This is a genomic window from Bradyrhizobium sp. 63_E2_N1_3 (assembly GCF_052076005.1).
GTDB classification, from domain to species: domain Bacteria; phylum Pseudomonadota; class Alphaproteobacteria; order Rhizobiales; family Xanthobacteraceae; genus Bradyrhizobium; species Bradyrhizobium barranii.
In genome coordinates, this window is the sequence record NZ_CP197235.1 from 2,536,059 (window position 1) to 2,550,173 (window position 14,115).

At 63.5% G+C, this 14,115-nt stretch carries 11 protein-coding genes; 6 read left to right on the forward strand and 5 right to left on the reverse strand.

Translation table 11 applies throughout. The annotated features are described in order from the left end of the window. Window positions 1–127 precede the first annotated feature (127 nt). Window positions 128–1,276 carry an ABC transporter substrate-binding protein gene (locus AB7531_RS11700; protein WP_063981842.1) on the forward strand — a complete coding sequence of 383 codons (1,149 nt, stop codon included), beginning with the start codon at window positions 128–130 and terminating at the stop codon, window positions 1,274–1,276. A gap of 92 nt (window positions 1,277–1,368) precedes the next feature. On the opposite strand, the gene AB7531_RS11705 is transcribed toward AB7531_RS11700, so the two are convergent. Genes AB7531_RS11705 through AB7531_RS11725 form a run of 5 tightly spaced genes read right to left on the reverse strand, consistent with a single transcriptional unit; the run spans window position 1,369 to window position 7,867 of the window. Next, the gene (locus AB7531_RS11705; RefSeq protein ID WP_063981843.1) at window positions 1,369–2,598 is read right to left on the reverse strand and encodes a Gfo/Idh/MocA family protein; all 1,230 of its coding nucleotides are present in this window, start codon (window positions 2,596–2,598) and stop codon (window positions 1,369–1,371) included. 33 nt (window positions 2,599–2,631) lie between these two features. Further along, complete coding sequence (locus AB7531_RS11710; RefSeq protein ID WP_354102841.1) at window positions 2,632–4,257, reverse strand: ABC transporter ATP-binding protein; 1,626 nt, start codon at window positions 4,255–4,257, stop codon at window positions 2,632–2,634. A 36-nt stretch (window positions 4,258–4,293) separates the two neighbouring features. Further along, window positions 4,294–5,889, reverse strand: a complete 1,596-nt coding sequence (ggt, locus tag AB7531_RS11715) for a gamma-glutamyltransferase (protein WP_441279957.1) — start codon at window positions 5,887–5,889, stop codon at window positions 4,294–4,296. Further along, window positions 5,886–6,662 carry a glucosamine-6-phosphate deaminase gene (nagB, locus tag AB7531_RS11720; RefSeq protein WP_063981845.1) on the reverse strand — a complete coding sequence of 259 codons (777 nt, stop codon included), beginning with the start codon at window positions 6,660–6,662 and terminating at the stop codon, window positions 5,886–5,888. Before nagB ends, ggt begins: the two co-directional genes overlap by 4 nt. Then, a complete protein-coding gene (locus AB7531_RS11725; protein ID WP_063981846.1) occupies window positions 6,659–7,867 on the reverse strand; it encodes an ROK family transcriptional regulator in 1,209 nt (402 codons plus the stop codon). Before AB7531_RS11725 ends, nagB begins: the two co-directional genes overlap by 4 nt. Window positions 7,868–8,098: 231 nt before the next feature. Between AB7531_RS11725 and AB7531_RS11730 the strand changes: the two genes are divergently transcribed. From AB7531_RS11730 to AB7531_RS11750, 5 genes are all read left to right on the forward strand, one after another. Continuing rightward, window positions 8,099–9,610: an ABC transporter substrate-binding protein gene (locus AB7531_RS11730; protein ID WP_063981847.1), complete on the forward strand. Its 1,512-nt coding sequence runs from the start codon at window positions 8,099–8,101 to the stop codon at window positions 9,608–9,610. Between the two features lie 57 nt (window positions 9,611–9,667). After that, window positions 9,668–10,609, forward strand: a complete 942-nt coding sequence (locus tag AB7531_RS11735) for an ABC transporter permease (protein ID WP_028149199.1) — start codon at window positions 9,668–9,670, stop codon at window positions 10,607–10,609. Continuing rightward, window positions 10,606–11,478 carry an ABC transporter permease gene (locus tag AB7531_RS11740; RefSeq protein ID WP_063981848.1) on the forward strand — a complete coding sequence of 291 codons (873 nt, stop codon included), beginning with the start codon at window positions 10,606–10,608 and terminating at the stop codon, window positions 11,476–11,478. Before AB7531_RS11735 ends, AB7531_RS11740 begins: the two co-directional genes overlap by 4 nt. Window positions 11,479–11,729: 251 nt before the next feature. Further along, on the forward strand, window positions 11,730–12,818 hold the full coding sequence (locus AB7531_RS11745; protein ID WP_063981849.1) for an AI-2E family transporter: 1,089 nt from the start codon (window positions 11,730–11,732) through the stop codon (window positions 12,816–12,818). Window positions 12,819–12,988: 170 nt separating this feature from the next. Continuing rightward, on the forward strand, window positions 12,989–14,101 hold the full coding sequence (locus AB7531_RS11750; protein ID WP_354102852.1) for an acetate kinase: 1,113 nt from the start codon (window positions 12,989–12,991) through the stop codon (window positions 14,099–14,101). Window positions 14,102–14,115 lie beyond the last annotated feature (14 nt).

Genomic DNA, 14,115 nt, shown 5'->3' on the forward strand with positions numbered 1-14,115 from the left:
CTCGCCTGGTTGCTCGTAACCCCGGGACAGGGCTTGAACATCGGACGATCTCCTCCGGGTCCTTGATGCTGCCCCGCGGGGTCCGATGCAACCGGCCGAAGCACTGGGGCGGACAGGGAGGAGCTGCATGACGATCGGTTTCACGCGCGTTTGTCTTGTTGTGGCCTGCGTACTTTATGGATACGCGGCGCATGCGGAAATTAAAGTCGGAATTGTGATTTCGGCCACCGGCCCGGGATCTGCGTTGGGGCAACCCCAGCTCAAGACTGTCGCAGCTCTGCCAAAAGAGATCGGCGGAGAGAAGGTGACCTACATCATCTTGGACGACGAGTCTGACTCCACCAAAGGGATCCAGAACGCGCGCCGGCTCGTGATCCAGGACAAGGTCGACGTGCTGGTCGGGTCTTCTCTGACGCCGGTGACCATGCCGATGCTCGACGTCGCGCTGGAGTCGAAGACGCCGTTGCTATCGCTTGCGGCCGCCACCGCCATCGTTCAGCCGCTGGACGACAAACGGGCCTGGGCCTTCAAGGTCGTCCCCAACGATGACCTGATGGCGAGCGCTATTCTCAAATACATCGCGAAATCCGGCGCGAAGACGCTTGGCTTTATCGGTGTTTCGGATGGGTATGGCGAAGGTTACTATAAAGAGGTGAGCCGCCTTGCGCCAACCTTGGGCCTGACGGTGACGACGCATGAAGTCTACGCGCGTGCGGACACCAGCGTCACCGGCCAGGCGTTGAAGGTGATGTCGACGAATCCTGACGCCGTCTTCATTGCTTCCGCAGGCACCCCGGCGGTCCTGCCGCAACAGGCGCTCCGTGAGCGCGGATACACCGGAAAGATCTTTCAGACGCATGGCGTAGCCAGCGAGGAGTTCATCAAGCTCGGAGGCGCGACCGTCGAAGGCGCTATTTTTGCCGGCGAGGCCTTTACCATTGCGGCCGATCTTCCGGCGGGAGATCCGTTCCGTCACGCGACGGAGCAGTTCGTGACCGCCTATGAGGCGGTGAACGGTCAGAAACCCAATATGTTCGCGGCTCACCTCTGGGATGTCGTCGCACTGATCGGGAAAGCTGCTCCGAACGCGCTGAAGACGACGAAGCCGGGCACGCCCGAGTTTCGTGCAGCTCTGCGGGACGAACTCGAGCGCGGGGAGAACATCTATCTCAACAACGGGCTGTCGAACATGAGCAAGACCGACCACAACGGCTATGATGAACGCTCAGCCTTTTTGATCAAGGTCGAGGGTGGGAAGTTCCGCTTGGCGAAATAGCAGCGCGCCATCCTCGGGAAGACGCGATGTTGAAGCCGAGCTTCTCATCGATGATCTCGACTCCTCAGCCTGGAGGGCAGGGCGTCACGCCGTCAGCGCGCCACGAGAGGGACATAGTGTTCGAGTTCGGGATCGGGGAAGTGGATGGTCCGGCCAAGTTCCGCGGAGCGATAGAGCCCCATAAGCATTTCCATGACGCCGACCCCGTCATCGAAGGTTTCTGCCGGACTCATGCCTCGCCTGAATGCCTCCACCATATGGCGGTTCTCGTCGGTGTAGCCGTAGATGCCGGCTTCGTCCTCGACAACCGGCATCAGACCTTGCTCGGAATTCTGCTTCTCGACGAGGTCTTCGCCCTCTGATCCGCTGATCGCGCGGGAGAGGAAGACCTTGAGGCCAGTCGAGAGCGAGGAGAACTCCATCGAATATTCGGGACCAAGCAATTCAAGCTGGATGCGCAAGCCCGCGCCGACATACGCCCATGAGGTTGTCGCCTCGATCATCAATTGATGCCCGTCGGTATCTTCCATCGTAAGCATCCCGCGCGCAAAATCTTCGACCGGACGTTTGGTGAAATCGACACCCATTCGCCTCTTGAGGTCGGCAGCGTAGTGGGGGCGCGTCCATTTGAGATTGGCCGTCGTGGCGCTGGCACTGACCAGCCGTAGGGAGTCGCGCTTTGCGCCGGGCGCGGTCAGCATGAAGCGTGCGACCTCGACCGAATGGCACATCATGTCGGAGAGCACGCCCCCTCCCTGTTTGTCGCCTTGCCAGAACCACGGCTCGTGCGGTCCTGAATGCTCCTCGGCGGCACGCGCGAGATAGGGGCGTCCACTTCCGGGTACGGCTCGCCGCCAGATGATGTCCTTGCCGCGCATCACCGCGGTCGAGAAAAGCTGGTTCTCCAGATAACCGTGAAGCAGGCCTGCATCTTGGACGAGCCTGCGCATTTCCCGTGCTTCGGCAAGCGTGCGGGCGAGTGGCTTTTCGCAAGCAATGGCGCGCAGGGGAGCCCCGGCCTTGGTCACGCGGTGGATCTCGCGCATGATGTCGAGGCGGCTGTCGTTCGGCGTCAGCAGCCAAAGCGCATCGACCTCGCCGGACATTGCCATCGCCTCGATGCTGTCAAACACATGCGCCGGCCCAAGGCCAAGATTGCGCGCCTTGTCGGCAATGCGTGTCCGCCGCTCGGCGGAACGGCTGTAGACGCCGCCGACGCTGACGTTGCGCACGCCGAGCATGGACTGCAGATGGAACGCGGCGATGAAGCCGCTGCCGACAAGGCCGATGCGCAGCATTGGAAGTTCCGTGAGCTTCTGCATGTCAGAGACCTCCTTCAATGAAAATGTGGTGGTTCAGACCGACGTGGGCGTTCTGCGTTGCCTGCCCGGGATCGCGGCCAGCAGTGCCTGCGTGTAGGGATGCTCCGGCCGTTCCAGCAGATCTACCGTCGGCCTGATCTCGACGATTTCTCCGAGGCGCATCACTGCGATCCGATCGCAGACCTGGGCCGCGACGTTGAGATCGTGGGTGATGAACAGCACCGCCAGCCGCAGCCGCACCTTCAATGTCTCGAGCAAGGTGAGCACCTGCGCCTGGACAGAGACGTCGAGCGCTGACACCGGTTCGTCGGCCACGAGCACCTCCGGGTCGAGCGCCAGCGCGCGCGCAATTCCGATCCGCTGGCGTTGCCCTCCGGAGAATTCATGCGGAAAGCGTCGCGCGGCGCTCGGGTCGAGACCCACGAGCGCCAGCAGTTCCCCGGCACGCGCGAAGGCCTGCGCCGGCGGGACGCCGTGCGCGATCGGTCCGTCGGCGATAATTCGCCCGACGCGGCGACGCGGATTGAGCGAGGCGAAGGGATCCTGGAACACCATTTGGACGTGCTTGCGGGCGGCCCGCAGGCCGGCACCGCGAGCCTCGGAGAAATCCAGCTCGCCGATACGGACCACGCCCGCATCGGCGTCGGTGAGACGCATCACCAGCCGACCGATCGTGCTCTTGCCCGAGCCGGACTCTCCGACGAGGCCGAGCGTCTCGCCGCGCCGGATTTCGAAGGTCACATTCTTTACGGCTGCGACCTCGGTCTGCGAGTTGAACCAGTCGCTGCCACGATAGATCTTCGCAAGTCCAGTCGCGGCGCAGGCGATCGGTTCGTCCTCGACCCGGACCCGAACCGGCGGGGTCCCGCCGGGCACCGCGGCGAGCAGCCGGCGCGTATAGGGATGCTGCGGGCGTTCGAGCACGTCCTCCACGGACCCCTGTTCGACGACGCGACCCTTCTCCATGACCGCGACGCGGTCCGCGATGTCGGCGACGACGCCGAAATCATGGGTGATGAACAGCACCGCCATGCCGCGCCGCTGCTGAATGTCCCGGATCAATCGAAGGATCTGCGCCTGTGTCGTGACGTCGAGTGCCGTCGTTGGTTCGTCCGCGACCAGGATCGATGGTTCGAGCGCAAGGGCCATTGCGATCATGGCACGCTGACGCTGGCCACCCGACAATTGATGCGGGTAGCTGCGGATGATCCGCTCGAGGTCGCGCATGCCGACCTCTTCGAGGAGGGCGCGCAAGTGGGTTTGCCGCTCAGTCGGCGTGAATTGTCCGTGCGCCTCGAACGCTTCCATGATCTGGTCGCCGATCCTGATCACAGGATTGAGCGCTGTCATCGGTTCCTGGAAGATCATCGCGATGCGTCGCCCGCGCAGCGTCCGCCATTCTGCTGCGGGGAGGTTCAGCAGATCGCGCCCCTCAAAGTGTATGGCCCCTGCAACCGGGCGAATGGCCCTGGGCAGCAGGCCCATGACAGCTGAGGCGCAGACCGATTTACCGGAGCCGGATTCACCGACGACGCAGAGAATTTGTCGCGGATGCAGAGCAAGCGAAACATCCTCGACGGCAGAGGCGCGATCCCCGCCGGCGGGCAGCGCCAGCGTCAGCCGTTCGATCGACAGGATCGCCTCTGTTGTCTCGCTCATGCTGCCCGATCCGACATCACGTCATTCTCATCCTGGTCACGCCGCCAGTGCAATGCCGTCCTTGCGATGGTCCGACGCGCCGAGAAAGACGCCCCTGGAAAGATCGACGTGCACGGCCTGACAACCTCCGAGCGGTTCGTCCGCCCAGATCACGCGATGACCGCGCGCAATCAATTCGTCGGCGACGGAGCTGGGAATCGTGGGTTCGAGGCTCAGCGTGCCATCAAACGCAAAGCTGCGCGGCGTATCCGAGGACTGCTGAATGTCGAGCCCACGATCGAGCACGCCGCTCAGGATCTGCATATGTCCCGCCGCCTGGTATTGTCCACCCATCACGCCAAAGGCCATGATCGGCTTGCCATGCTTCGCCAGCAGACCCGGAATGATGGTGTGAAAGGGACGTTTTCGCGGCGCAATCGCATTGGGATGTCCTTCGAGAAGGGAGAATCCCGAACCCCGGTTCTGTAATAGCACGCCAGCGCGCGGAGCGTAGATGCCGCTGCCGAACGCGAAGAAAAGCGAATTGATGAAAGATACCATGTTGCCGTCGCGGTCGGCGACCGCAACGTAAGCCGTGTCACGATGAACAGGCATGTCAAAATCTGCTGATGCGCCGGCACGCTTCCGGTCGATGGAGGAGCGCAATGCCGCGACTGACGCCTCCGAGAGCAGCGAGTCGACATCGAGCGGACGGAATTCCGGATCGGCGACCAGCGCGTCGCGCTGCCGGTAGGCCGCCTTGGTTGCCTCGGCAAGGAGGTGAATGCGATCCGCCTCGCCGAGCGCCGGATTGGCCATGTCGAAGCCGGCAAGGATGCGGGCGATCAGCAGCGCCGCGACGCCCTGTCCGTTAGGCGGACATTGCAGGATTTGATGATCGCGGTAGTCGGCGCTGATCGGCTCGACGTACTCCGATCGGGCACTTGCGAGATCTTCAAGCTGCATCATTCCGCCCAGCGCCTTCAATGTCGCGACGATTTCTTCGGCGACGGCACCTTCGTAAAACGCGGCGCGCCCCTCGCGTGCGATCCGGCGCAGCGTCGCGCCGAGTGCGGGATGATTGAGCTTGCTACCGACGGCGGGCGCAGCGCCACCGGGCAGATAGACCGGTACGCCAGTCCGATGTCGTTCGATGCGATCGGCGTAGCGTGCCCAATCCAGCGCGGCGCGGGGCGTCACCACAAAGCCGGTCTCGGCCGCGCGGATCGCCGGCGCCAGAACCTCGTCCAGGCCTTTTGAACCATAGTCGCCAGAGAGGCGGCACCAGGCATCGACCGCACCCGGAACTGTGACTGCATGGGGTGAATCGTCCGGGATCGACGCCAGCCCGCGTTGCCGAAACCAGCCGAGTTCGGCCTTCGCCGGCGCTCGGCCCGAGCCGTTGACAGCGACGGGCTTGCCGGAGGCGGGAGCATAGATCGCAAAACAGTCGCCGCCGATGCCGGTCATATGCGGATCAATGACACCCTGGAGGGCGATCGCGGCAATGGCGGCATCGACCGCATTGCCGCCACTGCGCAGGATCTCGACCGCAGCGAGCGTGACGGCCGGATGAGAGGTCGCGGCCATGCCCCGGTCGCCCACCGCCAGCGAGCGCCCCGGCACCATGAAATCGCGCTGTCCCCAGCTCATGCCCTTCTCCGATTGTTGTTGTGGGGCCGCGTGGCGAGGGCTGCGGCAGCCGGTTCATCGCAAAGGATATCGACGTTGCCGTGCAGGCGGAGTGCCGAGGCAGGACAAGCTGCTGTGATCGGACCCTCGATCGCGGCTGCGAGTGCGGCTGCTTTCTCCGGCCCCTTGGCGATCAGGAGGATGCTCCGAGCCTCCAGGATTGTTGCTATGCCCATTGTGATCGCACGTTCGGGAACCGACGCCGGATCGGGAAAATTGATGGCATTCGCGATGCGGGTTGCTTCATCGAGTCTGACCTCGCGGGTACGTGAAGCGAAATCCGAACCTGGCTCATTGAAGCCGATATGGCCGTTGGCGCCGATGCCGAGGAGCAGGAGGTCGATGCCCCCGGCAGCCGCAATCTGCGCCTCATAGCGCGCGGCCTCGGCGGCGACGTCGTCGGCCGTGCCATCGGGGATCTTTGCCCGACCGGCTTCCATATCCACATGCCCGAACAAATGCTGCTGCATGTAGGCATGGAAGCTTCCGGCCGATTGGGGGGCGACGCCCACATATTCATCGAGGTTGAAACTCGACACCGTTCGGAATGAGATGAGGCCGGCGCGGGTCGCGGCGACAAGGCGGGCATAGAGCGGCGCCATTGTCGCTCCGGTCGCAAGACCGAGGGTAACCGGCCGTCGATCGTGCAGCCGCGCGATGACAAGCGCGGCTGCTCGTTCCGCGACGGCGGCGGCATTGCCGACAATCTCGATTCTCGGCGCCTGCTCTCTCATGCCGCGACATCTGCTGCCGTGAAAGGAAGAGCCAGTGGGCCCGCATCCTTGCCGATGCCAAACAGCGAGCGATGCACGAGGTCGATCGCGCTGCCGATCGCGCCGATCAGCGTGGCGCGATTGCCGAGCGCGCTGAGCTCGATACGAACAGGCTCGCGCATGCAGCGTGCCAGATGTTCATCGATCCGGACCTTCAACTCGGGCCGCGCGCCGATGCTGCCGCCCATGATGATGATTTCCGAATCGAGGATGCTGTGCACCGCCAGGATCGCGGTCGTGAGGATCCGGCCGATCTCGTCGATCGTCACTCGCGCCGCCTCCTCGACCGCGAGCCGATCGAAGACATCGCGCACGGTACTGCCGGGCGCGCCGCCGAGCGCGATATAGCGTTCGACAATGCCGGCGCTGCCGATCGCGGTTTCCAGGGTGCCGAACCGAAGACCGCGCGCATCGTAGGGATCGCCCCCAAGCGGCAGGTAGGCTATCTCGCCGGCCGCCCCGCGTGCGCCGCGCACGAGATAGCCGTTCGAAAAGATGCCCATGCCAATGCCGGTGCCGACTGCGATGAAGGCGAAACTGCGCGCCTTGCGGCTATTGCCGCGCCAATGCTCCCCGATTGCGGCGAGATTGACGTCATTTTCGATGGCGACGTCGATTCCGAGCCGTTCGCGCAGCGCGGCCCTCACGTCCAGGCTATCCAGTCCGGGGATATTGGGCGCGATGGCGATGCTGCCCGACGCTGGGTCGACCATCCCCGGACTTCCCATCACGCCGCCGCGCAAGCGTTGCGCCGATACGGACGCACGCTGAAGCAGGGCATCCTTCATGCGATCGATCTGTGCGACCACGGCAGCGCCGCCGTCGCCGGATGTCGGTTCGATGCTCTCGGCGACGATCTCACCGTGCAGATCGGCAAGTGCGACGTGCAGTTTCGTGCCTCCAAGGTCGATACCCAACACGAAGGCGGCGTCCGGCCGGAGCGCATAGGTGACGGCGCTTCTCCCCACACTGCCCTGAATCTGACCGTCCTCATGGACCCAGCCGTCGCGCTCGAGATCACGCATCACTTCGGAGATGGTCTGCTTGGACAGGCCCGTGCTGCGGGCGATTTCGGCGCGCGATACCGAGCGATCGCGCAGCAGGCGCTCAACCACAAGGCGCACGGATTGCTGTCGCGCAACGGGCGATGAGGGGGCGTCTGGCATGGGCCTCAATCCAATTAGTCAATATGCCGAACTAATACGTCGCCTGATCTGCCGTCAAGGGGCGTGGTGCAAGGATTTTTCGCCTTCAAAAGCGATGTATTGTAATTTAGTTCTATATCCTAGGGTGATTTGTTCGAGATGTTTACAAATAGGTTCAGTCGTGCTTGTCTTGACCTTCAACAGCAGAGCCTTGGAAGCCTTGGGATAGGCGTGCGACGAAAGGAATTCCGTATGAAGCGGACGGGCACGGCGTTGGCGGCAATTCTGATGATCGCATCGGGCCTGGTCTCGGCGAGTGCCGCGACATTGCGGGTCGGCATTCAGGACGATCCCGATGCGCTCGACCCGGCACTCAGCGGCACATACTCCGGCCGCTTCGTGTTTGCGGCGCTGTGCGACAAGCTTGTCGATATCTCCCCCGACCTCAAGATCGTGCCGCAGCTGGCGGAGGCATGGGAGTGGTCCGCGGACGGCAAGTCGATCACCTTTACGCTGCGCCAGAACGTCACGTTCCACGATGGCACCGCGTTCGATGCAGCGGCAGTCAAGTTCAATATCGAGCGCATGAAGTCCATGCCGGATTCCAAGCGCAAGGCCGAGCTGGCGCCGGTCGCGAGCGTCGAAGCGCTTGCCGCGGACAAGGTGAAGTTCAACCTGTCGGAGCCGTTCGTGCCGCTGCTTGCCAATCTCAGCGATCGTGCCGGCATGATGGTCTCGCCCAAGGCCGCCACGGAGAAAGCCGGGGAATTTGCAGCCGCGCCGGTCTGTGCCGGTCCGTATCAATTTGCCGAGCGCAAGTCGCGCGACCTCATTCGCGTCAAGAAATATCCCGGCTACTGGAACGCTGCACGAGTCGGCTATGACGAGGTCGTCTACTACTACGTTCCCGACTCGACCGTGCGGTTGTCGCGTGTCCGGGCGGGCGATCTCGATCTCGCGGAGCGTATCGCGCCGACCGATCTCAAGACCGTACGCGACGATCCCAACCTCGCCCTGCATTCCGGCCAGGGACTTGCCGTCTCGCATCTGATGTTCAATGTCGGCGCGGGCGCGAAGGCCGATACGCCACTCGGCAAGAACGCGACGCTGCGTCAGGCCTTTGAGCTGGCGATCGATCGCAATGTCATCAACCGCGTCGCCTTCAACGGCGAGTTCCTGGCGGATAACCAGATGATCCCGCCGTCATCTCCGTTCTACGATAGCGCGCGCAAGGCGCCGGCTCGCGATGTTGCCAAGGCAAAGGCAATGATTGCCGCCGCCGGAATGACTCGCGTGCCGGTCGAGATCCAGTACGAGAATACGGCCGGCGATTCCCGGGTCGCACAGATCATACAGTCGATGGCGGGCGAGGCCGGTTTCGACGTCAAGCTGCTGCCCATGGAAACGACCACGGCCATCGAGCGCTACATGAACGGCAATTTCGAAGCCTATATCGGCAACTGGAGCGGCCGCGCTGACCCGGACCCGACGCTGGTCGCCTTTTTCAGTTGCGCGGGCTCCCAGAACGTCAACAAGTACTGCAACAAGGATCTCGATGCGATCCTGAACCAGGCCCGGGGCGAGGCTGACGAAGCCAAGCGCAAGGCACTCTACGCCAAAGCGACGGACATTTACCTGACGGCGCTCTCGTCGATTCCCCTCCATCACCCGAACTGGTTCTTTGCGGCCCGCAAATCGGTCGGCGGCATCGTCATGGTGCCGGACGGTTTGTTGCGTCTGGTCGGTGTCAGGCCTGTGAATTGATGCGCAACGCCTCGCGCCCGCCGATGCGCTCGCCCTGGTGAGGACCAGTCTGCCCCGATGAAGAGCTTGCTTCTGCGCCGGCTTGCCGTCCTGCTGCCGACCCTGTTGCTGGTGTCGATGATGGTGTTCGGTTTGCAGAAACTGCTGCCCGGCGATCCTGCGCTGGCGCTCGCCGGAGAAGAGCGTAATCCCGAAGTCGTTGAATATCTTCGGCAGAAGTATCGCTTCAATGATCCGATCCCGGTGCAATACGCCGTCTGGCTGAAAGCCCTGGTGCACGGTGACTTCGGCACGTCGGTACGCACCCGATTGCCGATCGGCACCATGCTGGCGGAAAAATTGCCGGTGACCGCTGAGCTCGCGATGCTGTCGATGCTGGTCGCGCTGCTCGTCGGGTTGCCGATCGGGATCTTCGCGGCGCTGGGGCGCGGGACGCCCTTCGACTACGGCGCCAGTCTGTTCGGGCTTGCCGGACTGTCGATCCCGCATTTCTGGCTGGGGATCATGCTGATCCTTCTGTTCTCGGTGAATCTCGGCTGGCTTCCGGCCGGAGGTTTCGTTCCGCCGTCCGAGAGCGTGGGAGGCAACCTGCTTTCGATGCTGATGCCCGCTTTGGTGCTCGGCACGGGCACCGCTGCGATCATGATGCGCCATGTCCGCGGCGCGATGATCGAGGCGATGAAGCAGGACTACGTGCGCACCGCCCGCGCGAAGGGCGTCCGCGAAAGCACCATCGTGCTGCGTCATGCGCTGCCGAACGCGCTGATTCCCGTGGTCACGCTGGGCACACTGCAATTTGGCGAACTGCTGGCCGGCGCGGTGTTGACGGAGCAGGTCTTTTCCATCCCGGGGTTCGGCAAGATGGTCGTCGACGGCGTGTTCAGCCGCGATTATGCCGTGGTTCAGGCGGTCGTGCTCTGCACAGCAGCCGTATTCCTTCTGATGAGCCTGATTGCCGACGTGGCCTATGTGCTGCTCAATCCGAGGCTCAGGTCATGAGCTCGATTGAGACGGTGCCGGTCGCAAGTCAGGCACGCGCCGCCGCTCCTTCGGAAATTCGTCGCCTGTTGCGCGAACCATCCGCCGTCATCGGGGCCACGATCATCCTGTTCTTCGTCGTGCTGGCGGTGTTTGCCTCGTGGATTGCGCCGTACGATCCAAACTCGCCGGACTGGATGGCGATTCGCGCGGCACCCGGTGCGGCACATTGGTTCGGCACCGACGATCTCGGTCGGGACGTGCTGTCGCGCGTGATCTTCGGCACGCAAGCCTCGCTTTCCGCCGGCATCGTCTCCGTGACGGTCGCGGTGCTGATCGGCCTTCCGTTTGGTCTCATGGCCGGCTATTTCGGCGGCCTCACCGACATGGTGATCTCGCGCTTCGCCGATGCGCTGCTCGCTTGCCCCTTTCTGGTGCTGGCGATTGCGCTCGCCGCGTTCCTGGGCCCCAGCCTGCAAAATGCGATGATTGCCATCGGCATTTCCGCCGTGCCGGTGTTCGTTCGTGTCGCGCGTGCCGAGACGCTGGTTGTCTGCACCGAGGATTACATCGCCGCGGCCCGGTCCCAGGGCCTCGGCCATCTCGCCATCCTGACCGGACAGGTGCTGCCGAACGTGCTTGCCCCCACGATTGTGCAGGCGACGCTGACCATGGCGATTGCAGTTCTCGCCGAGGCGAGCCTGGCCTTTCTGGGGCTTGGCCAGCTTCCCCCGGCCCCGTCATGGGGCGCCATGCTTGACGTTGCCAGGCAATTTCTCGGCGAGGCGCCATGGATGGCCTTCTGGCCGGGGCTCGCGATCATTGCGCTCGTCATCGGCTTCAACCTGATGGGTGACGGCCTGAATGATGCCCTCAATCCCAGGCACTAGGTGGAAGGCGAGCCTGTTCCGCTGAGGGACTCCGCGGCGTGGCCTAGGGCTGTTTGATTTCAGGCGGCAGACCAAAGCCTGTCTTGTCCGAGCGCTGCAGCGCGCAGATCCGATGACACAGGTCGATGACGTGCTCGTCGTAGACTAGCGTGTATTGGCGCGAGCATTGGGCGCGCCATTGATCTGTATCAAGCCCGCCGCGGGATAGGGGCCGCTAGGCTTCCAGCAGGAGCGCTGCCCGGACACAGGCCTTGAACACTCTTCGCCAGCATCGGTCTATCGACGGAGTCATCCAGCTCGTGATCCGGCTCGGATTGCTGGCGCTGCTGATCCTGTGGACTTTCCTCATCATCCGCCCCTTCGTGCCAATCCTGGCCTGGAGTGCGGTGCTCGCGGTGGCGTTCTATCCAGTCTTCGGCTGGCTTGCCAAGCGCCTCGGGGGCCGCCCGCGCACCGCCGCGTCCATTCTCACGCTGGTTACGCTGGGCATCGTCATTGGTCCTGCGGCCTGGCTCGGCATGAGCGCAGTCGACGGGATCAAGGATCTCGCGGGCCAGATCAGCAGCGGCGATCTCACGCTTACGGAGGCGCCCGAACAGATCAAGAGCTGGCCGCTGATCGGCACCCAGCTCTACGATCTCTGGACCCAGGCCAACAGCAATATTCGCGCGGCGCTGAGCGAGGTGATGCCGTATCTGAAACCGCTTGCCGGGATCATGCTGTCGCTCGCCGGTGATGCCGGTGTCGGCACGCTCCAGTTCCTGCTGTCGGTATTCGTCGCCGGCTTCCTCTTTCCCTACGGTCCGCAGCTCGTCGACGCGGTGCGCGGCTTCCTGTTCCGGGTCGTACCGGAGCAGAGCGAGCATTTTCTGGAGCTCGCCGGCGCGACCATCCGCGCGGTGTCGCAGGGCATCATCGGTGTCGCAATCGTGCAGTCGCTGTTGGCCGGCATCGGCTTCAAGCTCGCAGGCGCCCCGAGTGCCGGCCTGCTGGCATTCCTCGTCCTGTTGCTGTCGATCGTGCAGATCGGCCCCTTCCTCGTTCTCTTCCCCGTGGTCGTCTGGATCTGGATGGACAAGGACGTGACCACCGCGGTGCTCCTGACCGTCTTCCTCGGCGCCGTCGGCATCCTCGACAACATCCTGAAACCCATCGTCATGGGGCGCGGCCTGACCACGCCGACGATCGTGATCCTGATCGGGGTGATCGGCGGAACGCTCGCGCACGGAATCATCGGCCTCTTCATCGGGCCGATCATCCTGTCGGTCGCCTGGGAACTCGCGGCGGCCTGGATCCGGAACGACCGCGCCGCTGCGCCGAAAAGGCCGGAAGAGACCTGAATCTCCGCACGCATCACCTTTGACCTAAGTCAATCCTCTCGACTCCCGATGCGCCCTGATTGGGCGTAGGCAGATCTGACCTCAGGCATGTCGATGGCCCATCAAACGTCGCAGCGGGATTGCGCATTCGGGCAAACGTCCCCGGCGATGACGGCTGTCGACTGACCGCCATGGATGCGATCCTTGCCATCGATGCGAATGCAGGAAGCGTGAACTTCCAGCTCTTCTCCGTACGAGGCGAGGGGAGGCTGGAACGGCAAATCAAGGGACGGCTTGACGGGCTCGGCCGCCATCCGCGCCTCAGGGCGAGCAGAGCGAACGGCGATCCGTTGGCGCACCGCACCTATCAGAACGACGACGTCGATGACATCCCGGCGGCATGCGCGGTTGTCGATAGCTGGCTGCGGGACGAATTGGGAATCCAGCCGCTGGCCGTGGGACATCGCGTCGCTCAGGGAGGACCGGATGACGCCCGACCGGCCCTGATCGATGATGTCGTGATGGCGCGTCTGGAGCGGCTGATTGCACTCGCGCCGCTGCTTCAACCGTATAATCTTGCGCCAATCCGTATCATGCAGGCCAATCATCCGGCGCTACCGCAAGTCGCCTGCTTCGATACTGCATTCCATCTTGGCAAGGTCGTGGAGAACGGCAGCTATCCTATTGCGCATCAACTCTGCGCAGGTGACGTAAGGCGTTACGGGGCTCACGGTCTTTGCTACGAGTCGATCGCACGAGCTCTGACGCTTGAGGCCCCCGAGATTGCCGCGCGCCGCGTGATCGTTGCGTGCCTCGATGACACCAGCTCGATGTGCGCGCTGAAGGAAGGCCGCAGCGTCGAAAGCACGAATGGATTCTATGCCTTTGGCGCATCGCCGTCGGACCATTCCGCAGGTGAAATCGATCCCGGCGACGCATTTCTGTTCACCAATCCGGGTGACGACGGTGCGGCGGCTCGTTTTCTGCGAGCAGAACAGGCCGTCGAGCACCTCGCCTACTGCGCCGGCCTCAACGCCGGCCTGCTCGCGGCCGCGCTGGAGGGGCTTGACGCCTTTGTTTTCACCGGCGCGATCGGCCAAGGCTCGACCGCGATCCGCGCGCGCATCGCCGAAAGGCTGAGCTGGCTCGGTGCTATACTGGATGTTAAGGCCAACGCCCATAACGCACGGCTGATCTCGCGCCGCGATAGTCGTATCCCTCTCTACGTGCTCCCGTCCGACGATGAATTGACCATCGCGCGGCACACGTTGGCGCTCTTGTTGAACGGGCCGTCGCCACGTTGAGGCAGCTTCCCGGA

Coding starts and splice junctions, on each gene's coding strand:
- AB7531_RS11700 (WP_063981842.1), top strand. CDS start 128: ATGACGATCGGTTTCACGCGCGTTTGTCTTGTTGTGGCCTGCGTACTT.
- AB7531_RS11705 (WP_063981843.1), bottom strand. CDS start 2,598: ATGCAGAAGCTCACGGAACTTCCAATGCTGCGCATCGGCCTTGTCGGC.
- AB7531_RS11710 (WP_354102841.1), bottom strand. CDS start 4,257: ATGAGCGAGACAACAGAGGCGATCCTGTCGATCGAACGGCTGACGCTG.
- ggt (WP_441279957.1), bottom strand. CDS start 5,889: ATGAGCTGGGGACAGCGCGATTTCATGGTGCCGGGGCGCTCGCTGGCG.
- nagB (WP_063981845.1), bottom strand. CDS start 6,662: ATGAGAGAGCAGGCGCCGAGAATCGAGATTGTCGGCAATGCCGCCGCC.
- AB7531_RS11725 (WP_063981846.1), bottom strand. CDS start 7,867: ATGCCAGACGCCCCCTCATCGCCCGTTGCGCGACAGCAATCCGTGCGC.
- AB7531_RS11730 (WP_063981847.1), top strand. CDS start 8,099: ATGAAGCGGACGGGCACGGCGTTGGCGGCAATTCTGATGATCGCATCG.
- AB7531_RS11735 (WP_028149199.1), top strand. CDS start 9,668: ATGAAGAGCTTGCTTCTGCGCCGGCTTGCCGTCCTGCTGCCGACCCTG.
- AB7531_RS11740 (WP_063981848.1), top strand. CDS start 10,606: ATGAGCTCGATTGAGACGGTGCCGGTCGCAAGTCAGGCACGCGCCGCC.
- AB7531_RS11750 (WP_354102852.1), top strand. CDS start 12,989: ATGGATGCGATCCTTGCCATCGATGCGAATGCAGGAAGCGTGAACTTC.